The organism is Streptomyces sp. NPDC002845 (genome assembly GCF_053591955.1).
In genome coordinates, this window is sequence record NZ_JBSFUU010000060.1 from 33465 (window position 1) to 53711 (window position 20247).

General features: G+C 71.6%; 18 protein-coding genes. 5 read left to right on the plus strand and 13 right to left on the minus strand.

Translation table 11 applies throughout. The features are described from left to right. Positions 1–11: 11 nt before the first annotated feature. The 3 genes from ACWD3C_RS33655 to ACWD3C_RS33665 form a co-directional block, all read right to left on the minus strand. On the minus strand, positions 12–422 hold the full coding sequence (locus ACWD3C_RS33655) for an SSI family serine proteinase inhibitor (RefSeq protein ID WP_451149956.1): 411 nt from the start codon (positions 420–422) through the stop codon (positions 12–14). Then, the gene (locus tag ACWD3C_RS33660) at positions 419–1741 is read right to left on the minus strand and encodes a M14 family zinc carboxypeptidase (RefSeq protein ID WP_451149957.1); all 1323 of its coding nucleotides are present in this window, start codon (positions 1739–1741) and stop codon (positions 419–421) included. The genes ACWD3C_RS33655 and ACWD3C_RS33660 overlap by 4 nt, the downstream gene beginning before the upstream one ends. A 232-nt stretch (positions 1742–1973) precedes the next feature. Further along, a complete protein-coding gene (locus ACWD3C_RS33665; protein WP_451149958.1) occupies positions 1974–2525 on the minus strand; it encodes an FHA domain-containing protein in 552 nt (183 codons plus the stop codon). 180 nt (positions 2526–2705) lie between these two features. Here ACWD3C_RS33665 and treZ point away from each other — a divergent pair, with 180 nt between their 5' ends. Next, the gene (treZ, locus tag ACWD3C_RS33670) at positions 2706–4451 is read left to right on the plus strand and encodes a malto-oligosyltrehalose trehalohydrolase (protein WP_451149959.1); all 1746 of its coding nucleotides are present in this window, start codon (positions 2706–2708) and stop codon (positions 4449–4451) included. 186 nt (positions 4452–4637) lie between these two features. Here treZ and ACWD3C_RS33675 read toward each other — a convergent pair whose 3' ends face one another. From ACWD3C_RS33675 to ACWD3C_RS33685, 3 genes are all read right to left on the minus strand, one after another. Continuing rightward, complete coding sequence (locus tag ACWD3C_RS33675; protein ID WP_451149960.1) at positions 4638–5570, minus strand: aminoglycoside phosphotransferase family protein; 933 nt, start codon at positions 5568–5570, stop codon at positions 4638–4640. Between the two features lie 118 nt (positions 5571–5688). Continuing rightward, the gene (locus ACWD3C_RS33680; RefSeq protein WP_451149961.1) at positions 5689–6810 is read right to left on the minus strand and encodes an aminopeptidase P family protein; all 1122 of its coding nucleotides are present in this window, start codon (positions 6808–6810) and stop codon (positions 5689–5691) included. A gap of 119 nt (positions 6811–6929) precedes the next feature. After that, the gene (locus tag ACWD3C_RS33685) at positions 6930–7550 is read right to left on the minus strand and encodes a LysE family translocator (protein ID WP_451149962.1); all 621 of its coding nucleotides are present in this window, start codon (positions 7548–7550) and stop codon (positions 6930–6932) included. A 147-nt stretch (positions 7551–7697) separates the two neighbouring features. On the opposite strand from ACWD3C_RS33685, the gene ACWD3C_RS33690 reads away from it, so the two are divergent. Beyond that, positions 7698–8450 (plus strand): phosphodiesterase, encoded by a 753-nt coding sequence (locus ACWD3C_RS33690; RefSeq protein ID WP_451149963.1) that lies wholly within the window; start codon positions 7698–7700, stop codon positions 8448–8450. Between the two features lie 48 nt (positions 8451–8498). On the opposite strand, the gene ACWD3C_RS33695 is transcribed toward ACWD3C_RS33690, so the two are convergent. The 5 genes from ACWD3C_RS33695 to ACWD3C_RS33715 all read right to left on the minus strand — a co-directional run bounded on the left by ACWD3C_RS33695 (position 8499) and on the right by ACWD3C_RS33715 (position 15790). Then, complete coding sequence (locus ACWD3C_RS33695; protein ID WP_451149964.1) at positions 8499–9137, minus strand: PDZ domain-containing protein; 639 nt, start codon at positions 9135–9137, stop codon at positions 8499–8501. Positions 9138–9801: 664 nt separating this feature from the next. After that, a complete protein-coding gene (cyc2, locus tag ACWD3C_RS33700) occupies positions 9802–12018 on the minus strand; it encodes a germacradienol/geosmin synthase Cyc2 (RefSeq protein WP_451149965.1) in 2217 nt (738 codons plus the stop codon). A 216-nt stretch (positions 12019–12234) separates the two neighbouring features. After that, on the minus strand, positions 12235–13377 hold the full coding sequence (locus ACWD3C_RS33705; RefSeq protein ID WP_451149966.1) for a damage-control phosphatase ARMT1 family protein: 1143 nt from the start codon (positions 13375–13377) through the stop codon (positions 12235–12237). After that, positions 13370–13945 (minus strand): hypothetical protein, encoded by a 576-nt coding sequence (locus ACWD3C_RS33710; RefSeq protein ID WP_451149967.1) that lies wholly within the window; start codon positions 13943–13945, stop codon positions 13370–13372. Before ACWD3C_RS33710 ends, ACWD3C_RS33705 begins: the two co-directional genes overlap by 8 nt. 93 nt (positions 13946–14038) lie before the next feature. After that, a complete protein-coding gene (locus ACWD3C_RS33715) occupies positions 14039–15790 on the minus strand; it encodes a S8 family peptidase (RefSeq protein WP_451149980.1) in 1752 nt (583 codons plus the stop codon). A 435-nt stretch (positions 15791–16225) separates the two neighbouring features. Between ACWD3C_RS33715 and ACWD3C_RS33720 the strand changes: the two genes are divergently transcribed. After that, positions 16226–17200 carry a lytic polysaccharide monooxygenase gene (locus ACWD3C_RS33720; protein ID WP_451149968.1) on the plus strand — a complete coding sequence of 325 codons (975 nt, stop codon included), beginning with the start codon at positions 16226–16228 and terminating at the stop codon, positions 17198–17200. Positions 17201–17251: 51 nt separating this feature from the next. On the opposite strand, the gene ACWD3C_RS33725 is transcribed toward ACWD3C_RS33720, so the two are convergent. Then, positions 17252–17905 carry a Tat pathway signal sequence domain protein gene (locus ACWD3C_RS33725; RefSeq protein ID WP_451149969.1) on the minus strand — a complete coding sequence of 218 codons (654 nt, stop codon included), beginning with the start codon at positions 17903–17905 and terminating at the stop codon, positions 17252–17254. Between the two features lie 678 nt (positions 17906–18583). Between ACWD3C_RS33725 and ACWD3C_RS33730 the strand changes: the two genes are divergently transcribed. Together ACWD3C_RS33730 and ACWD3C_RS33735 are read left to right on the plus strand one after the other, a co-directional pair. Continuing rightward, a complete protein-coding gene (locus tag ACWD3C_RS33730) occupies positions 18584–19237 on the plus strand; it encodes a DUF6230 family protein (RefSeq protein WP_451149970.1) in 654 nt (217 codons plus the stop codon). Further along, positions 19225–19656, plus strand: coding sequence for a DUF6114 domain-containing protein (locus ACWD3C_RS33735; RefSeq protein ID WP_451149981.1), 432 nt, complete (start codon positions 19225–19227; stop codon positions 19654–19656). Before ACWD3C_RS33730 ends, ACWD3C_RS33735 begins: the two co-directional genes overlap by 13 nt. Positions 19657–19785: 129 nt before the next feature. Here ACWD3C_RS33735 and ACWD3C_RS33740 read toward each other — a convergent pair whose 3' ends face one another. Then, the gene (locus ACWD3C_RS33740; RefSeq protein WP_451149971.1) at positions 19786–20175 is read right to left on the minus strand and encodes a hypothetical protein; all 390 of its coding nucleotides are present in this window, start codon (positions 20173–20175) and stop codon (positions 19786–19788) included. Positions 20176–20247: the final 72 nt, after the last annotated feature.

Consider the following 20247-nt stretch of genomic DNA (forward strand, 5'->3'; position numbering starts at 1 on the left):
CTCCGGCCGGCTCAGTCCGACAGCGCGAACACCGCTCCCGTGTGCGCCACCATCTCGCAGGAGTTGGAGAACGCGCGCTCGTACGCGACCCGGCGGCCGTTCCACTCGCCCCGGGCCGAGACGCTGACCGGGGCGTAGACCATGGTGCAGAAGACCTCCTTGGACGGGATCCGGCCGATGTCCCCCTCGGCGGCCCGGAGTTCCTCGCAGGCGCGGGCCGCGTGGGCGTGGCCCTGGGGCGGGTCGCAGAGCAGCAGCGTGCCGCGGGTGTCGCTGGACCGGGAGTCGCCCTCGGTGACGGTGACGTAGAGCCAGTTGCCCGGGACGGTCTCCCCGGGGGCCGCCTGGGCGGTGGCCGCGGCCACCGTGAGGAGGGCGGCCGCCGTCAGCAGGGTGCGCACGCTTCGAGTGGTGTGTGTCATTCCCGGTGCATCGGCACGGCGGCCTCGGAACCCCACTGCGACTCACCCGAATGGGAGTCCACGCGCGCGTGCCGCCCCGCCAGTTCGAACGCGGCGAGCACCACGCGCGTCTGGTACTCGACCTGGCGCGCGACCGGGATCCAGTGCGCCCCGTAGCCGTCGCGGTAGTCGGCGCACCACTCCTTGATGAGCCGGTCGAGCTCGGGCAGCGCACCGGCCGGGTCCCGCCCGGCGCGGGTCACGAGCTGGTGCAGCAGCCCCGCCGTGCGCAGCGCGACCCGGCGTCCCGAGATGCCGAGGGTGGTCAGGCGGGCCGTGTCGAGCGGCGGCAGGGGGCGCGCGGCGGCGTGCGCATCGGGGTCCCAGGAGTCGGCGATACCGGGAACGACCAGTAAATAGTCGTCGACCGGGGCAAGCAGGCGGTCGGCGTCGGGGCCGGCGCCGGCCGAGGGGCGCACGCGCGCGAGGATGCCCTCCAGGAGCCTCGTGTCGCGGCGCAGCGTCCGGCTCACGGTGCGCAGGACCGCGTCGGCGTCCAGCGGTGGTGAGTCGTCCTCCACGGCCGTCACGCCCCACATGGGGGCCTCGATGACGGCGGTCACCGTCCCGTACGGGTGTGGGTGGAACCAGGTGGACTCGACCGCGGCCTCCGTGATGGCGGCGGCCAGGTCGCCCCGGCGCGGCGGCGGGATGCGGTAGACGGCGGGGCCGAGCGTCGGCCAGTACAGGGTGTCGTACGGGCCGAGTTCGCGCGGGATGCCGAGGCGGCGGGCGGCGTGCTCGACACGCCGGTCGAGACCGGGCAGGTCCCGGGTCAGCTCGACGAAGCCGCCGCCGACGTCGACGCCGTGCAGGGAGCACTGGAAGAAGGGCCGCAGTTCGTCCTGGACGTCGAGCAGGGCGCGGGTCTCCGGCAGAACGGCGCCGTCCGCGCCCTCCGGGAGCCACTCGGGCTGTTCCAGGAAGCCCGGACGGAAGAAGTGCCTGAAGTACTGCCCGAGCGTGTACGGGCCCGCCAGCCAGCCCTCGTTGCGGCGCGCGCCGTCGGGGTCGAGGCACAGCAGCAGGTTCCAGGTGGCGTCGGCGCCCTCGCACAGCCGGGGGTCGGCGAGGGCCCGTTCGGCCAGGCGCACGGCCGTGGCGCCGCCCACGGGCTCGTTGGCGTGCGGTCCGGCGACGACGAGGGCGTGGCGGCTGCCGTGGCCCACGGAGAGCAGCCACAGGGGTGTGCCCGCCCGCGAGGTCCCCACGCGGCGCAGTCGCGCGTCCCGTGGGCGGCGGGCGACGAGTGCGGCCGCGCGGGCGCCCAGCTCGTCCACGGTCGGATAGCGGAGGAGTGGCGGCAGGGCGCACCTCCACTATGCGGTGTCGTCGTTTCACCTGGTGTGCATGGTGTACGCACAGTCAGTCACGACTGCGGGGGTACGTCAACACTGTTGAACAGACGGGAAGTTGGGGAACTCGATGCGTAAACCCCAGGCCAGAGCTTGATTCGCGGCCGTGCGCGGTCCGCCGGGGGCTGCTTCCGGGGCCGTACGCCGACCGGCGGGGCTACTCGGCGAAGAGCCGGAACGTCATCCGCCCGAAGCTCACCTGGTCGCCGTTCCGGACGACGGCCGCGCCGATCACACGCCGTCCGTTCACGCTCGTGCCGTTGGTCGAGCCGAGGTCGCGCAGCACCCACAGGCCGCCCTGGCGGCTCAGTTCGGCGTGCACGCGGGAGACCGTCTCGTGGCTGAGGCGCAGCCCGTTGGCGGGGTCGCGGCCGATGCGCAGCGGGTAGCCGTTGCCGGGGTGGGGCAGCAGCAGCTTGGGCAGCCGCTCGGCCCGCCAGGCCCGGCGCAGCTTCACGGTGAAGCCGGAGACCGCCTCGACGGTGCCGAACACCAGCCGGGACCAGCGGCTCTCGGTGGGCAGGTCGGCGGTGAGCGCGGCGAGTTCGTCGGAGCGGCGCGCGGTGAGTGCCAGCTCCATGCGCCGGATGAACGTGTCGTGCGACAACCGGCCCAGGGCGACGCCGTCACGAAGCACCTTCAGGGCCCGGTCGCGCTCCGCGTCGGACAACCGCGCGGGGTACGTGTGGAACTCGAAAGACGACGTCACGCAGGTGATTGTCGGTCAGCGCGGCCGAGGTGTCCAGAAAACGGGGAAACGGCCGCCGCCGCCACGCGGGTCGTCCGGCGGGGCGAATGGGCCGTTTCAGACGCGAATTGATCGCGCTTGGCGCACCATGGACGGGCTACCTCACGATCAGTCGACGCGCCGGCAAAGGAGAACCCGTCCGTGCAGTTCGAGGTGTGGGCACCGCAGGCCGACCGGGTGACGCTCCATTGCGCGGGCACCACGCGCGCGCTGGAGCACGATCCGGAACGTACGGGGTGGTGGACCGGCGAGGCGGAGGCGGAGGACGGTACACGGTACGGCTTCGCGCTGGGCGACGGGCCGGTGCTGCCCGATCCGCGCTCACGCCGCCAGCCGGACGGCCCGGACGGGCTGAGCGCGGTCGTCGACCACGAGCGATACGCCTGGCGGGCGCCGTGGGCCGGGCGCGCGCTGCCGGGTGCGGTGCTGTACGAGCTGCACGTGGGCACATACACGCGCGAGGGCACCCTGGACGCGGCCGCCGAGCGGCTCGGGCACCTCGTGGAACTGGGCGTCACCCACGTGGAGTTGATGCCACTGTGCCCGTTCCCCGGGCGGCACGGCTGGGGATACGAGGGTGTCTCGCTGTGGGCCGTGCACGAGCCGTACGGCGGGCCCGAGGCACTGAAGCGCTTCGTCGACCGGGCGCACGAACTCGGCCTGGGGGTCGTGCTCGACGTCGTGCACAACCACCTGGGGCCGTCCGGGAACTACCTGCCCGTCTTCGGGCCGTACTTCACGGACACACACCACACGCCCTGGGGCGCCGCGGTGAACCTGGACGCGCCGGGCTCGGACGAGGTGCGCGCCTATCTCATCGGCAGCGCGCTGGCCTGGCTGCGGGACTACCGGCTGGACGGACTGCGCCTGGACGCGGTGCACGCGCTGAAGGACACGCGCGCGTGCCACTTCCTGGAGGAGCTGTCCACGGCCGTCGACGGGCTCTCCGCCGAGCTGGACCGGCCGCTGTTCCTGATCGCCGAGTCGGACCTGGCCGACCCGCGGATCGTCACCCCGCGCGCGGAGGGCGGCCTCGGGCTGCACGCGCAGTGGAACGACGACTTCCACCATGCGCTGCACGCCCTGCTGACCGGCGAGGCCCAGGGCTACTACGAGGACTTCGCACGGGCCCCGTTCAAGGCGCTCGCGAAGACCTTCACGCACGGCTTCTTCCACGACGGCACCTACTCGACGTTCCGGGGCCGACGCCACGGCCGCCCGCTGGACGTCACACGCGTCGCGGCGCACCGGCTGCTCGGCTACACGCAGACCCACGACCAGGTCGGCAACCGCGCCCAGGGTGACCGCCTTTCGGCGAGCCTCTCCCCCGGGCTGCTGGCCTGCGCGGCCGCGCTGGTGCTCACCGGGCCCTTCACGCCGATGCTCTTCATGGGCGAGGAGTGGGCCGCGGGCACCCCCTGGCAGTTCTTCACCGACCACACCGACCCGGAGCTCGCGGACGCCGTGCGCCGGGGCAGGCGCCGGGAGTTCGCGGCGCACGGCTGGGACGAGGACGACATCCCGGACCCCCAGGACCCGGCGACCCGCGACCGCTCCTGCCTCGACTGGTCCGAGCCGGAAACCGAGCCCCACGCACGCGTGCTCGCCTGGTACCGCGAACTCATCGCCCTCCGCCACGCCCAACCCGACCTCACCGACCCCGACCTCGCCGACGTCAAGGTCGCCTACGACGTCGACGACCGCTGGTTCGCCTTCCGCCGCGGGGACGTCCGGGTCGCGGTGAACCTCGGCAAGGAACCCGCCGCTGTCCCGCTGGGCGGCCGCCACGCGCGCGTGCTCGCCGCGTGGGAGCCGGTCGAAGTGCCGGGGGCGAACGGGATCTTGATGGTTCCGGGGGAGTCCTGTGTGGTGTTTACGCAGGAGTGAGCGCAGGAGTGGGCACAGGAGTGGGCACAGGAGTGGGTGGGGGCTCTGCGGAGTTCGCGTGAGGACGTAAACGCTTGCGCAAGCGTTTACGTCAACGTCTGTGTAAACGCTTACGTAAACGTTTGCGCAATCGTTCACGTAAGCGTTTACGCGCCACCGCCCCCGCCCCAGACACGCCCCCCTCCCCTAAGCCCCCTCGCCCCCCGCATCCCCCTCGTCCCGCAGCTCCGTCACCCGCTCCAGCAGGATCGCCTCCCAGGCCCGCCGCAACTGCTCCCGCAGCCGCGTGAGCGGAGTCTCGTCGTGCCCCCGGAGCCCGTCGGCCAGGCGGATCACCGTGTCGCAGCGGGCCAGCCACAGGCCGCGCAGGCAGGGCCGGGCGCCGTACCCGGCGAGGGTGGCGGCGCGTACGGCGGGCGGGGAGCCGACGGAGAGGGCGAGGCCGGCGATGTCCTCGGCGGGGTCGCCGATCGCGGCGGTGGTCCAGCCGAGGACGCCCCGTACGCGACCGTCGGCGCTCACGACGAGGTGTCCGCCCCCGAGGCCGTGGTGGACGAGGACCGCGGCCGGAGCGGTCAGCTGGGCCGCGGCGGGCGCGGTGAGCTGGGTGAGCCGGGCGGGGTCGAACTCGTCTGCCTCGGCGAGGCGCTGGGCGGCGTGCGTGGCGGCGGTGCGCAGGACTTCCAGGGAGCGGGGCGCGGCGCGCGGGGCGCCGAGTGCCTCGGCCTGCCGTACGGGCACCTCGCGCAGCCCGGCGAGCAGTCCCGCGAGGTCGGCCTCGCCCACGGCGGAGACGTCCTGGTCGTGGCCGGTGGTGCCGGGCAGCCGGGTGTCGAGCGTGTAGGTCAGTCCGCTCGCCCACTCGCCGTGCGCGACGCTCACCGGCACGGCGACCCCGATGTGCCGGCGGACCAGGTCGCGCAACCGCAGTTCGCGCCGCTGGCGTACGGCGGAGTCACGGTCCGGGGCGAGCCGGAGCACATGGCGGGTGCCGACCCACCAGGTGGAGTGCTCACCGCCCGCGGCGACGGGCCGCACGTCCGGTCCGCCGCCGTCGTGCAGCAGGGAACGGGCCAGTCGGCGGACGGTGTCCGCGGTGGGTGTCGGTGCCTGGGTCATGGTCGCGCCGTCGTCAGTCGGGGTGTCGGGCTGTCGGGGGTATGCGAAGTTCGCGGTCTCCTGGTGCTCGGTGCGGACGACCGTGTACGCGCGTGCCGGGCGGCACGCGCGTACACGGTCAGTCGACTATCGCCATCTCGCGCGGGGTGTTGTTGAGGCGGCGGCCTCCGTCCTCGGTCACGGTCACGATGTCCTCGATGCGTACGCCGAAGCGGCCGGGCAGGTAGATCCCGGGCTCGACGGAGAAGCACATCCCGGGGACGAGGGCCCGCTCCTCGCCCTCGATCATGTACGGCGGTTCGTGCGTGGTGACGCCGATGCCGTGCCCGGTGCGGTGGATGAAGCGCTTGCCGTACCCGGCCTCGGTGATGACCGCGCGGGCCGCCCGGTCGACGTCCTGGCAGGCGGCGCCCGGCCGGACCGCCCGGAAGCCCTCTTCCTGGGCCGCGCGGACGATGTCGTGCACCGTGCGCTCCTCGGCGCCCGGTTCGCCGACGTGGACCGTGCGGGAGGTGTCGGAGCCGTAGCCGTGCTTCAGGCCGCCGAAGTCGAGGACGACCATGTCGCCGTGTGCGATGACGCGCTCGCCGGCCTCGTGGTGGGGGTTGGCGCCGTTCGGGCCCGAGGCGACGATGGTGAAGTCGACCTGGGAGTGCCCGAACTGCCGCAGCAGATCGGCGAGATCACCGGCGACGTCCGTCTCGCGGCGTCCGGCGAAGGGAACTTTCCGGATCTCCTCGTACGCCCGGTCCGCAGCCGCGCCCGCGGCTGCCAACCGGTCCAGTTCCGCCGCGTCCTTGACGGCCCGCAGCATCGGCAGAGCCTCGGTGAGCGGCCCGTACGCCGTCTCCGGCAGCCGCTTCTGCAGGCCGAGCAGGTGCATCGCCCAGGTGTTGTCACTGACGGCGAAGCGGCCGGTGCAGCCGAGGAGGGCCCCGGCGGCCTCGTACGGATCCTTGCCGTCGGTCCAGTCCCGCAGGGTCAGTGCGGGCGCGCCGGGCGCCGCCTCCGCGTCCGGGGCCTCCAGGGTGGGCACGACCAGGACGGGGTCCTCGCCGGGCCGCAGCACCAGCAGGGTGAGCCGCTCGGTCTCCACGGGCCGGTATCCCGTCAGCCACACCAGATCGGGCCCGGGTGCCACCAGGACGCCGTCGAGTCCGGCGTCCGCCGCGGCCCGTACCGCACGCCGCATCCGGGCCTCGTAGTCATCGGCGGTGAAGGGCGCGGGTGTGCCGGTCATCCATGCCTCCGCGTGCGTCCGGAGTTCCCCAGGGGCCTACGGGCAGCCATCCTGCCCCTCCGCCGCAGCGGGCGCGAGCCGATTGCACCGCGCCGTCAACTCTCGGGCAACCCGCGCCCTCAGCTCTCCAGGGCAAGCCGCGCCCCGAGGAGCAGCAGGACCCCTCCGGAGACCTGCTCCAGGCGCCGCCGCACCCCGGCACGGGACAGCACGGTCTTCATACGGCCGACGAACCACACGTACGTGCTGTAGTAGCCGACCTCGTAGACGGCCCAGAGCGCCGCGAGCCCGATCATGGTGGGCAGGTGCGGCGCCCCCTCGGGCACGAATTGCGGCAGGAAGGACATCGCGAAGATCGCCGCCTTGGGGTTGGCGAGGTTGAGCAGCAGTCCGCCCCGGTACGAGGCCCAGCCGCTCTTCTCGGTCCCCTCCCCCACGGCCTCCGGCTGCCCCTTGTTCCGGCGCGCCTGCCACAGCGTCTGAGCGCCGAAGACGACCAGGACGACGGCGCCGACGATCCGCATGACGTCGTACGCCAGCTCCGAGGCGGCCAGCAGCGCGGTCAGGCCGAAGGCGGCGACGACGCCCCAGACGAAGACGCCCGTCTCGTTGCCGAGCACCGTCAGGAAGCCGGAACGCCTGCTGCGCAGCGACTCCTTGATGATCAGCACGGTGCTGGGACCCGGTGAGGCCGCGATCAGGGTGCAGGCGCCGAGGAAGGCGAGGAGGGTGGTCAGCATGGCGCCATCGTGTCCCGCGTGCGCGGGCTCCGCCAAGGCATTTCAGAGGGTGGGCTAATGGACTCCAATTGCCTATCCGTTAGATCTAATGCTTAGATGCGCGTATTGCATTAGCGCAAACGAACGGCCAAGGGGAGGCGTACAGCGATGCTCGTACTCGCACACATCAGCGATCTGCATCTGGACGGGACCGAGCGGGCGACTCGGCGGGCCGAGCGGGTGCGGGACCTGTTGTGGGGGCTGCCGGGGCAGGTGGACGCGCTGCTGGTGACCGGGGACATCGCGGACCACGGCACGGAGGCGGAGTACGAGGAGGCCGCGCGGATCCTCGGGCTGCGTGAAGCCGGGAGCCCCTTCCCCGTCCTCACCTGCCCGGGCAACCACGACAGCCGGGAGCCGTACCGCAAGGCGCTCCTCGGGGTGCCCGCGGCCGACGGACCGGTGAACAGCGTGCACGTGTTCGACGACGCGGCCGTGCTGATGTGCGACTCCAGCATTCCGGGCGAGGACGACGGTGAGCTGGACGAGGAGACGTACGGCTGGATCGAGGCGACGCTCGACGAACTCGACGGAGACGTGCCCGCGTTGCTCGCCTTCCACCACCCTCCGGTGGCGCTGCACCACCCGCTGCCGGACAAGTACCGACTGGGCCGCCCCGCCCTGCTGGCCGGGCTGCTGGAGCGCAGGCCGGAGATCGCCGGGCTGATCACAGGGCATGCGCACACGCCCGCCGCGACCGTGTTCGCGGGGCGGCCGCTCGTCGTCGGCCCCGGGGTGACGTGGACGCTGCGACTGCCCTGGGAGGGCGAGCAGATCGCGGACCGGGACGCGCCGCCCGGGCTCGCGTTCCATGTGCTCGACGACGAGGGGCGGTTGACGAGTCACTTCAGGGTGGCGTGATTCGATCCCCGTTCGGTCCCGGTTCGGTCCCGGTTCGGCCCTGCGTCGCTATGTGACCACTCCCGGGACCGCGGACAGCTCTTGGCGGGCGCCGTTCGCGTGCCGCACGACGAGACCGACCGGTGTCCCGGGGCGGGCGGCCGCGATCGCCCGTACAAGGTCGGCGGCCGAGGTGACGCGGGTCCCGCCGAGGGAGAGCAGGGTGTCGCCGCGCACCAGGCCCGCGGTGTAGGCGGGGCCGGGTACGTGGACGCCGACGAGGAGCGCGCCCCCGTCCTCGGGCGCGTCGACGGCCTCCACACCGAGGGTGGCACGCGCGGGGGCGTTCGTCCCGGTGGCCGGACTCCCGCCGCCCGGCGCGGACTTGGTCACGTCGGACGGGCGCGTGGAGTCGCGGGGTCCCGGCTGCGCGCTCCCCGGCGAGCCGGGCGCCACGGGCGCGTCGGAGGCGCCCGCCTGCCGTTGCAGCTCCGCCAGCTTGCTCATGCCGATCACCGTGGCGCCGAGGGTGCCAAGCCCGATGCCCGACAGGACCAGGACCGTGCCGACGAACACGGCGAAGAGCGCAGTGGTGAGCCGCTTCGCGCGGCGGGGCGCGGCATGCGGGCGCCGGGCGGTGCCCGACGGGCGGTCGCCCTCGGGCTCCTGGCCGGGCATGGGCTTGGGTCGCAACGTGGTCTGTTCCATGGTTCGCCTCCGCCAAGTGATCTACCCGGCGCACTACGGCGCGACGAGCCACGAAAGAGTGACGCTGACATACCGTCAGTGAATCGACCTCGCGCGCGTACGACGCGCAGGGAGCGCACATCGCCCTCGCGCACGCGAGGGGCGTACGGCGGCCTCGGAGACCCGGCGGCTCGGCGCCCCGGCGACATCATGCCTCCGCTGGACGGTCCCTGGCCGGGCGGCCCCTCAGCCGGGAACGCCGTCGTCGCCACGAACCGATCGGCGTCGTCGAGCCACGGGAAGTGGGCGGCTCCCGGCTGGACGACGAGTTCGGCGTGCGGGAACAGCCCGGCCAGCTCGGCCATCGCGGGAGGCGGGGAATTCAGGTCGGTCTCCCCGGCGAGCACCAGCACCGGCTGCCCGAACCCGCTCAGGCCGCGCGGGTGGCGTCAAGGCACCCTCGGCCCCGTACACGGCAGCGGCCGCGTTGTTCCGCTGTCCGTCCTCGGCGGCCTGGAGGGCCCGGGTCGCCTCGTCCCAGCGACCGTGGGCGAACGGCGCGACGGCCTGCCACCGAGTTCTGCCGGGGCGGCCGAGCGCCCTCCCGTTCAGACGTCCGGGACGTCCCGGACGAGCGTGAGCGCACGGCTCGCCCGGGACGTGGACAAGGGGCTCGGGCGCGCCGTCAGGGCGTCACCAGTTCCGGGCGCCCTCGGAACGGCATCGTCGGAATCCTGTCCGGTACGAAGCCGTGGGAGCGGCGCGCGAGATCGGCCGCACCGTAGCGGCGGCAGTCCTGATGCCACTTCAGGATTCCGGCCATCCAGTTCTGCAGCTCCACCACATACCCGTGCATGACCTCGCGCGCCTCTTCGGAGAGCTCGAAGTCGTCGTACAGCACGGGCAGTTCGTGGGCGGCGACGTGCTGGAACTGCTGCATGCGCTGCGTCATCAGGTCATGGATGACGCCCAGCGCGGTCGGGTAGTCGCAGCCGAAGAAGTTCTGTACGACGAGGATGCCGTTGTGGATCTCGCCCTCGTACTCGATCTCCTTCTGGTACGAGAAGACGTCGTTGACGAGCATGGCGTAGTCGACGGCCGCGTTCTCCAGCGAGCGGACCGGGCCGCTGCGGTAGACCTCCGGGGGAACCGCGGGGCCGTGGCCGAGGCGGCACAGGCCCATGGTGAGGTCGGCGCCGAAGGTGGCGCGGCGCATCTCCAGATAGTCGACCGGGTCCGGGATGCGGTTCTGGAGCTGGTTGGACAGCTCCCACACCCAGCTCTCGGTCATGATGTCCACCGCCGCCCGCAGGGTGCGCCGCTGGTCCGGCGTCATCTCCGCGGTCGTGCGCCGCCACAGGTCGATCAGCCCGCGCTCCATGCCGTTGACCGGGACGGGGGCCTCCTCTCCGTCGACCGGCATGCACTCCGAAAGACGCGCCGTGGTCACTCGGGCGGCGGCCAGGTCGCGCCGGTGTCCGTAGACGAGGGGGTAGTAGTCGTCGCCGTACGTGCCCCAGGCCAGCCACTGGGAGCTGAGGTCGAGCTCCTCCGGGGTCGCGTCCGGGTGGATGCCCGCCGCGCACAGTGGCAGGTCGTAGGCGGCGAGCTTGTCCTCGTCCCAGACGCCCTCCTGGAGGAAGCCCATGCTGTGCGCCCAGGAGGTGACGCGCTCACGGGCGCCGTCCAGGTGCGGACTGAGCGTCACCTGGAACGGCATGTGGATTTCCGGGATCCTGGACGGACCCACCTTCTGGAACGGCACGTGCGTGTACGCCCGCAGCCGCTCCGCCGCGGCGGAGGCGAGCAGCGCGCCCATGTCGGCCGCGGACCTGCCGAAGCCGGCCTGCCGGACGAGCTCCGGGCCCGAGAGCACCGCGCCGCCGAGGTCCTGCGGGCCCCGCGCGGAGGCGGCGCCCTCGTTCATGTAGCGGCTCGACCTCATGTGCCACTCGTGGCCGCCCGACTGCCAGTCCTGCAGCCCCTTCGTGTACGCGGCGACGGCGGCGACCTCGTCCGGGGCGAGCCCCTTCTCCGCCGCCAGCGCGGGCACTTCGGTGAGCGCCGTGTGCTCGAACTGGTGGAGCCGTGAGGTGAGGATGTCGTTGACGGTCTCGGCGGCCTCCTGTGTCGTACAGCCGAAGAAGGTCTCCAGCACGAGGACGCCGTTGCTGAGTTCGCCCTCGTCCTCGACCTCCCGCTGGTACGAGAACAGGTCGTTGCGCAGGTGGACGGCGTCGGAGAAGGTCTCCATCAGGACCCTCAGCGGCCTTGAACCCGCCACGGGCGCGGGGACTTCGGCGGTCGCGTATTCGACGAGGCCGGCGGACCAGGGGGCGCCGCCCACCTTGCGGCGCATCTCGATGTACTCGACGGGGTTGGAGATCCGTCCCTCGTTGATGTTGGACAGCTCCCACAGCGACTCGTTGAGCAGGTGCTCGGTCGCGACCGCGAACCGTTCGCGCCAGGCCGTCGACATCGACGGCACCGTGCGCGCCCACAGGTCGGCGAGGCCCGCCTCGACGGGATTCTCCGGCTCCGGTACGGGAGCGTCGAGGTCCAGCGGCATGAAGAGCGGCAGGCGGTCGAGGTGGGCCTTGCCCGCGGCGCGGTCCTGGGTCCGTTTGAAGAGCTCCAGGAAGTGATCGTCGAAGAAGAAGACCCACACGTACCAGTCAGTGATCAGCGAGAGTGCCGGGCCGTCGCAGTCGGGGTGGGTGTACGCGCACAACAGCCCGTAGTCGTGCGCCTCCAGGTCGGACTGCTCCCAGATGCCGGAGCCCTCCAGCATGCCCATCTCCCGTGCCCACTCGGTGGAGTGGGCACGGGCTTCGTCGAGGTGCGGGTTCAGCCGTGCGGGATACGGCATGTAGAAGTGGGGGAGTTCGAACGGCTGCGTCATGGCCGGGCACTACCCGGCGCCTCCGGCGGGCATCCGCACAGCGAGACATGGTCACACCATCGCGTGAATCGGGGTGTGAACGGGCAACGGTGCGTGAGTCTGTGCATGACCGCGAGACATACGGGCAGCGAGGCGTACAGGCAGGGGCGGCGGCCGGGAGGAAGGAACCCCTCAGCCCCCAGCCCCGCCGGAGGCAGCGCTCGGCGTACGCCGGCCTCAGGGCCGGACCTGGATCACCGCGTGCGTGCCGCTCGTCCGCCAGCGCTGTTCCTCCGCGGCGACGAGTGCCGCCTCCGTGGGCGCGTCGAGGCCGGCGATCACATCGGACTTGAGGGTGCGCAGGGCGGCCACCGGGCCGGGGAAGTAGTCCGTCACGGAGGCGAACGGCGTGGTGGGCGGCCAGAGCCGGTCCCCCACCAGGCGGCGGTAGTTGAGGTCGCCCTTCAGGATCGTCATGTCGGCCGCCGTGAACTCCTCGCGCAGGTCGTCCGGCATGTCCGCGTACGGCAGTGGCGCACAGGAGAAGGGGTGGGCGCGGAGCACGAGCCGGCCGTCGGCCATCGCCGACCACAGGCTCCGGCCCACGTCCGCGCGTACGGCGGCCACATGGCGTACGGCGTCGACGACATCGGCGGTGATGGCGTCGGAGACGTAGTACGGGTACGGCTTCACGTGCAGGACGGCCCGGTCGATGCGGCCGTGCCGGAGGAGGTGGTCGAGGAGGAGCAGGTCGGGGACGAGTTCGCGGCCCGCGTTGTCGGCGACGAGGACGAGGGCGCCGCCGGTCAGCAGGGTCCACAGCGTCTCGCTGTCGTCCGCGAGCAGCGCGGAGGCGGCGGACCTCTCGCCGTCCGCCCCGGCCTGGATGCGGAAGCCGAGGTCCGCCCGGTTGCCCCACAGGGAGCCGTGCAGCAGGGCCTGCCGCTGTTCCGCTTCCGGGAGGTCGGCGAGCCGGTCGAGCGCGGCCAGTTCGTCCGCCGCTTCGCCAGTGTCGAGTTCCGCGAGCTTGAAGGGCCGGAACGGATCGACGCCCCGCCAGGCACCGGGCCCGAAGTATCCGACGGCGTCGAGGAGCCGACGGTAGAAGTAGCTCTCGGACCAGAGGAAGGGCACCTCGAACCAGGACCGGCCGACGTACTGCCGTACGCCCCATGCCTCCCACCACTCGTCGCCTGCCTCCGGCGGTTCGACGACGCCCTCGGTGGCGGTCTTCAGCAACGCGTCCAGCGCGCGGCGCTGTTCGGGGCCGTACGGAAAGGCGTCCTGGACCTTGCGGATGAGCGCGGGGTGCCGTTCGGCGAGGACGCTGTGCGGGAAGGAGTCCGGGTCGGCGCTGTGGATCACGGGGGCGTCAGGCATGGTTGGGGCTTCCTCCGGGGCGGGTCGGTGTCCCGGGAGGCAGTTCCACGTCCTTGACCTTCGCTTCGAGACGCTTCTCGAATCCGGCCTCGGTCCACACGTACTGCTTGAACTGCTCCGGCGTCAGCAGACCCTGCCACGGGGTGCCGCCGGGACAGAAGACCGACGCGCAGGAGGGGCAGTAGTACGCCGGGCGCCAGAGCTTCTCCGCGGTCCCCTCGCCCACGGCCACGACGGAGCGCTCGCGTATCTCGCCGCGGATCACCCAGAGCGTGCCGAAGAACAGCAGTACGGCGAGCAGCGATCCGCCGGTCGTGTGGAGCGGCTCGCCGTTCGTGACGCCGCTGTACGCGAGGGCGCCGCCCAGGCCGGCCAGCACCATGCCTTCGAGGAAGTGGATGAGGCTGTCGAGCCTGTCCGGCACCTCCGGCGTCATCGCCAGCCGGTCGGTCAGCCCTTCGCGCTCGGACACCGGATCCGCGCATGCCTCCGGGACCGTGCGCACCCCCGAAGCGCCGCATCCCGGGCAGATCACCTCAACTGGCCCGTGGGCCGACTCTGTTGGCATGCGCATACGCTAGCGGCCGACCGATGCCCGCTCGCATCGGCCGGCCGCCTGCCATGGGGGGTGGCGCGGTCGTACTACTGGACGCCCCGTTGCCTAGAAGGTGAGCTTCCAGCTGTTGAGGGTGCCGGTGTCCTGCGCGAACACGTCCTGGACGCGCAGCTTCCAGGTGCCGTTGGCGACCTCGCTGGAGGCGTTCACCGTGTAGGTGGTGTTGACGTTGTTCGCGGAGTCCGAGTTGCTGGAGGACTTCAGGCGGTACGTCGAACCGTCCGGCGCGACCAGGTCGATGACCAGGTCACCGCGGTAGGTGTGGGTGATGTCCACGCCGACCTGGAGGTTCGAGGGCGCGTTGCCGGACTGGCCGCTGACGGTGATGGAGGACTCGATCGCCGAGCTGCTGTCCGGGATGGAGACGGCCGAGGTGGAGGTGAAGGTGGTGCCCCCCGTGGAGCCGTCGCCGGAGCCGCCGCTCACCGCCTGCACGGTCTTGGCCGCGTCCGCCAGGCCGGCACCACAGCCGCCGGAGCAGCTGCCGGGCAGAGCACGCGAGTTGGTCTTGATCGCGGACTCGATCTGCGCCGGGGTGAGCGAGGAGTTCACCGACTTCATCAGCGCGGCCAGGCCCGCGATGTGCGGGGCGGCCATGCTGGTGCCCTGGTAGTAGGCGTACGACTCGGACGACGGGCCCTGGGTGCCGGAGTTCAGCGTGGAGTAGATGCCGTTGGCCGTGCCGGAACGGGTGTCACCGCCGGGGGCCGCGATGTCGACGACCGAGCCGAAGTTGGAGTAGAACGACCGGGAGCCGGAGCGGTTGGTCGCGGCGACGCTGATGACGTTGTTGCAGCTGGCCGGCGAGTAGTTGGCCGCGTTGGCGTTGCTGTTGCCCGCCGCGACGACGACGGTGGTGCCGCGGTTCACGGCGGCGTTGATCGCGTTCTGGGTCGCGGTGGAGCAGCGGCCGCCGCCACCGAGGCTCATGTTGATGACCTTGGCGACGTTGGTGTTGGCGGGAACACCGGAGACCGTGCCACCGGACGCCCAGGTGATGGCGTCGATGATGTCGGAGTCGTAGCCGCCGCACTTGCCCAGCACGCGCACCGGGGAGATCTTCGCGTTGTACGCGATACCCGCGATGCCCTTGCTGTTGTTGGTGGCGGCGGCGACAGTGCCCGCGACGTGGGTGCCGTGCCAGGAGGAGGACTGGCCCACCCAGGTGCTGGAGCACTCCCTGTCCACTGTCCAGTCGCCCGGGTCGGCCGGGTTGCTGTCCCGCCCGTTGCCGTCGTTGGCGACCGCGGTGTCGGCGATGAAGTCGTAGCCGCCGACGATGTTCGCGGCGAGGTCGGAGTGGGCGACGTAGCCGGTGTCGATGACGGCGACGGTCACGCCGCTGCCGGTGGTGACATCCCAGGCGTCTGGCACGTTCATGCCAGCCGTGGACTCGAAGAGGTCCCACTGCTTGCTGTACTCGGTGTCGTTGGGGGTCGCCAGCGGCTTGTTCAGGCGGTCCGGTACGACGTACGCGACCTGCGGGTCGGCCTGGTACTCGGCGATGACGTCGGCGACGTCCGTCTTGGTGACGGTCTCGCTCAGTCCGACGAGGGCGGCACCGGAGCCCAGGCGGCGCTGGAAGCCGAGCTTCTCGCCGGCCTCCTTGCCCTTGGCCTCGGCGTCCGCCTTGGCGGCCTTGTTCGATGTGGCTTCGGCGGCACCGGACTTGTAGCCGACGATCAGACGCTCGGCGGGGACGCCGGGGGCGGCCTCGGCGGTGCCGGCGACGGCGGGATCGGCCTGGGCGGCGGGGGTGGCCGCGGGGGCCTGGGCGACGGCGACCGAGGTGGTCATGCCGGCCACCAGGGCGACGGAGACCGCGGCGACGGATATCAGTTTCCGTGCCGAGGGTCGGGAGGGGTAGGTACGCAAGGGCTTGCCTTTCGTGCCTGCTCCGGGCAGCGCGGAGCATCGGGGAAACGCTTCGTCGTCGAAGCGGCGGGGGGCGAAGAGCGTGGCGGGACGGCCGGCCTGGCGCGAGCGACCCGACTCGGGGTTACCAGTGGGTCAGCTGTGGCTGGAACAATAGGCAAAGCCAGGTCAGGTGAATACGGGGAAAACCCTCGATCCGATCCGGAACTCACCCTTGAGGTCCGATGTTTGACCTTGTTGAGTCCTTTTTGGTTCCGGTTGCCTTCTTCGCGTTCTTCTCGTTGAACGGGCGGCTCCGGTGGCGCGTAGGAGACCGTGCACCGCGCCCGGGCGTCGATGGCCGAGGAGAACCGCCGAATGGACCGCCGCACCACCACCGCCACGGTCGTCGTAGCGGCCCCACTGCTCCTGACGGCACTGACCGCCGTTCCGGCCCGGGCCCATGGAGCGCCGACCGATCCGGTGAGCCGGGTCTCGGCGTGTTCGCCCGAGGGCGGGAGCCGGGCGGAGTCGGCGGCCTGCCGGGCGGCGATCGCCGCGAACGGGGCGCCCTTCACGGCCTGGGACAACCTCCGGGTGGCGGGCGTCGGCGGCCGTGACCGACAGACCGTCCCGGACGGGCAGTTGTGCAGCGGAGGACTCCCGGCCTACCGGGGCCTCGACCTGGCCCGCGCCGACTGGCCCTCGACCAGCCTCTCCCCCGGCGCGTCACTGAACGTCACGTACCGCACGACGATTCCGCACACCGGCACCTTCAAGCTGTACCTGACGAAGCCGGGTTACGACCCCGCCCAGCCGCTCACCTGGTCCGCCCTTCCGTCGCAGCCGTTCGCCGAGGCCACCGACCCTCCGCTGCGGGACGGCGCGTACCGCTTCACGGCGCGGCTGCCGTCCGGCCGGTCGGGGCACCATGTGCTGTACACGGTCTGGCAGAACAGCAGCACGGTGGACACGTACTACTCGTGCTCGGACGTGGTGTTCCCGTCGGCTGAGCCGACAGCCGATCCGACACCCGATGCGCCCACCCCCGACGCGAGCGGGACTCCCGCCCGTGCCGCGAAGGCCAATACCTCGCCCGCGGCGCGGAGGCCCACGCCGGAGCGGACCTCCTCCCGCACCGCCGAGGAACGGACCGCTTCCCCCGCCACCGAGGAGGAGCGGAGCAGCTCGCCCGCCCCGCTCCTGACGGCGAGCCAGGACAGCGGCCGCCCGTCCACGCCCCTGCTGATCGCGGGCGGCGCCGCGGCGATGCTGCTCGCCGCGGGCGCCGCGTTCACGTTGCTACGGCGTCGGGGCCGGTCGGGGGGCAACCGGCACCGCGCCGTCGGCTGACGAAGCCCGTCAGTCGACGAGGACCGTCAGTTGACCAGCTGACGAAGCCCGTCAGTTGACGAAGACCGTGGCCTCGCCCTGGGTCTCGTCGGCGACCGGGGCGTACTTCGCCGTGAAGTAGCCGTTGCTGAAGCACAGGGACGAGCCGGAGACCCTGGTGAACTCCTGGTTGGTGAAGTTGATGCTGTTGTCGTCGTTGCTCGACGTGCCGGTCAGGCTGGGCGCCTCGTAGACGCAGTTGATGCTGCCGAGCAACGTCCGCAGGACGACGGTGGTCCGGATGGTCGAGTCGGCCGCCGGGGTGACGGTGACGTCGCCGTCGGAGGTCACGGTGGTGGTGTAGGGCAGGTTGTTCACGGTGATGCTGGTGACGCCGAGCACGCCGAAGACATTGCTGGTGCAACTGTCGAAGGTCTGCGCGGTGACCGACTCGGTGGCCGTGCCGGGCGCGGCCGGGTTGTCGGTGACGGTGGCGGTGAAGGTCGAGTCGGCGCAGGTGACGCCGCTGGTGCCGGTGGCGCTGGAGTAGAGCGTCGCGCCGGTGCCCTCGGCGAGGGAGGCGGTGAGGACGTCGCCGACGGCGACCGCGTCTCCGCCGGCGCCGCCGGTGGTGAGCACGGTGTCGGCGGCGGAGGCGGGGCTGACGGCCGAGACCGCGAGGGCGGCGGTGACTCCGGCGAGGGCAAGGAGGGATCGCGTACGCATGGGGGTGCCTCTTCTCAGAAGTGAGATGTGCGGGGTTGTTGCGCGCGAGGGGACGCAAGGATGACCGGACGCGCGCGAGATCGGGAACTCGGCAGCACGGCGCGGCCGCCGCTGCCGGCCCGGAACGCCTTCTCCGTACGTGCCGGACCGGCAGCGGACAGCCGGGCGACCGGTCACGGCCGGAGGGGGAAGCGACCGTGCCGGTGCCGCGGAGGGATGGTGCTGGGCAGACCCGCACAGCGCGCTCGTGTGTGTCACGCACACCTCGCCGACGGCGAGGGGCTCGGGACGGTGACAGACGCTGCGTGAAGGATCCGGCGCCACGGATCCGTTGGGGAACCCGGGAGAGTTGTAGACCTGGAGGAGAGTCAACGTCAAGGTGTGATAGGGAAGTTGAGGATCACCCGGAGGGGATTTGGGCGGCCCTGGAGCCAAGAAGTCAAAGGTGAGAGATGTTCATGTCTTCACAGGTGACCCACAACCAACATCCCTTTGTTACAAGGACCTTGACCCTCGAATGTAACCCCCGGTAACTTCCTGGAAGGCTACTGCGGCGTAACGAGTAGGTCCTTGCACCCGTCGGGAGGTGCGCGGAGGCGTGCGTCGCATCGCTGTCCGCGCCAGGGCAACGTGCCAATGAAGCCCCAACTGCAATGACTTGGAAGTCAGGGAGCACACATGGCCTCGTCCTCCGACGCCACGGCGTCCACCACCGAAAGATCCGAAGGATCCGAAAGACGCGGGCGGGTCCGTCTGCGCCGCGCCGCTGTGATGGCGGTGCCCGCGACGGCGGTTGCCGCCGGTCTGATGATCCTCACCGCCCAGGGCGCACTGGGTGTCCAGTTCGCCATCTCCGGCATGCCGTTCGTGGTCACCGCCGACAAGCTCGAAGGAAAGGGCTTCGCACAGTTCGGCGCGCTGGACCACATGATCGAGAACAGCCCCAACGAAGGCGACACCGGCGGCCAGGTACTCGTCGTCACCTCCGTGGTGAAGAACGGCAAGCTGACCAACCTCTGCCAGAGCGTCGACCTCGGCGGCATCCAGCTCGTCCTCACCGCCGGCGGCGGGTCCACCCCGGTGAGCGTGAAGAACCTGGCCATCGACTCCGACGACATCAAGGGCGACGCCGCGTTCAAGAACATCGAGATCGGCCGCGACTCCAGCACCTTCGACAAGGTCCCGATCCAGGGCTCCCCGGGTGTCTACGGCCAGCAGGCGGACGAGGTCGTCATCACCGACCTGTACCAGCACAACTACGCCGCCACCGCGGCCGTCTTCAAGCTTCCCGACCTGCACATGAGGTTCGGGAGCAAGGGCTGCCCGCAGTGAACCGCTCCGGACAGCGGAGGGAGCGTTTCAAGCGGTGGAGAGGGCACCGGCCCTTCGCGGGCGGGCTGCTGCTCGTGCTGGGGGGCGCCGAGATCCTGGTGACCATGAAGGCACCCCTTCCGGTCATCCTGCACATCGGCATGCAGGGCCTGGCGGGCTACCTCCTGCCCTCCCTGATGTTGGTCTGCGGTCTGCTGATCCTCTTCAACCCCACCCAGCGCCTGTTCTACTCCATCCTCGGCATCCTGCTCTCCCTGGGCACCTGGCTCACCTCCAACCTGGGCGGCTTCATCATCGGCCTCCTGATGGGGGCCGTGGGCAGCTGCCTGGCCTTCGGCTGGCTCCCGGAGCAGGAGCCCCGCAAGCGGCGTCTCCTCCGCCGTCGCGAACAGCCGACACCGGCCACCGCCGGTCAGTGACGCGCACCCTCACGAGGGCCTGTCCGGCGAACGCGTGCCCCAACACGCGCCCCCCTCCGCGTGGCTCCTGCCCCGGCCGAGCTCAGCTTCGGCCGGGGCAGGAGTGTTCGGGAAGTGGGCGGCGGGAGTTCAGGAGGCGGGCTGGGGAGCCGCCGCGATGAGGGCGGCGTGCAGGAGGGCGGGCCTGGTCCACTCACGGCCGCGGGCCGGCGGGACGTACCAGTAGAGGCCCGGCCCGGTGGTGCGGTACAGCGGCGGGACGGCCACATGGCTGCCCGGGCCCAGGACGTGGACCTCCGGCACGCACCAGCCTGCCGCGTCGCCCGGCGGGACCAGCCAGTAGAGGATGCCGCCGTAGCCGTCCTTGATGACGGCGCCGCTCTCGCCTCCGAGGCGCTCCAGGGCCTGGTCGCCGAGGACGAGGGGGACGCGTACGGCGTCCCACCAGCGGCCGGCGGGGAGCGTGCGGACCGAAGGGCCGTGGGACGACATCCACCGCGGGACCCTGCTCACGGACATCGCATTCACCGGCTCTTCCCTCGGGGTGGGCAGAGCCTATGGGGTTACCGGTACGTCGACTTGTGGCGACGC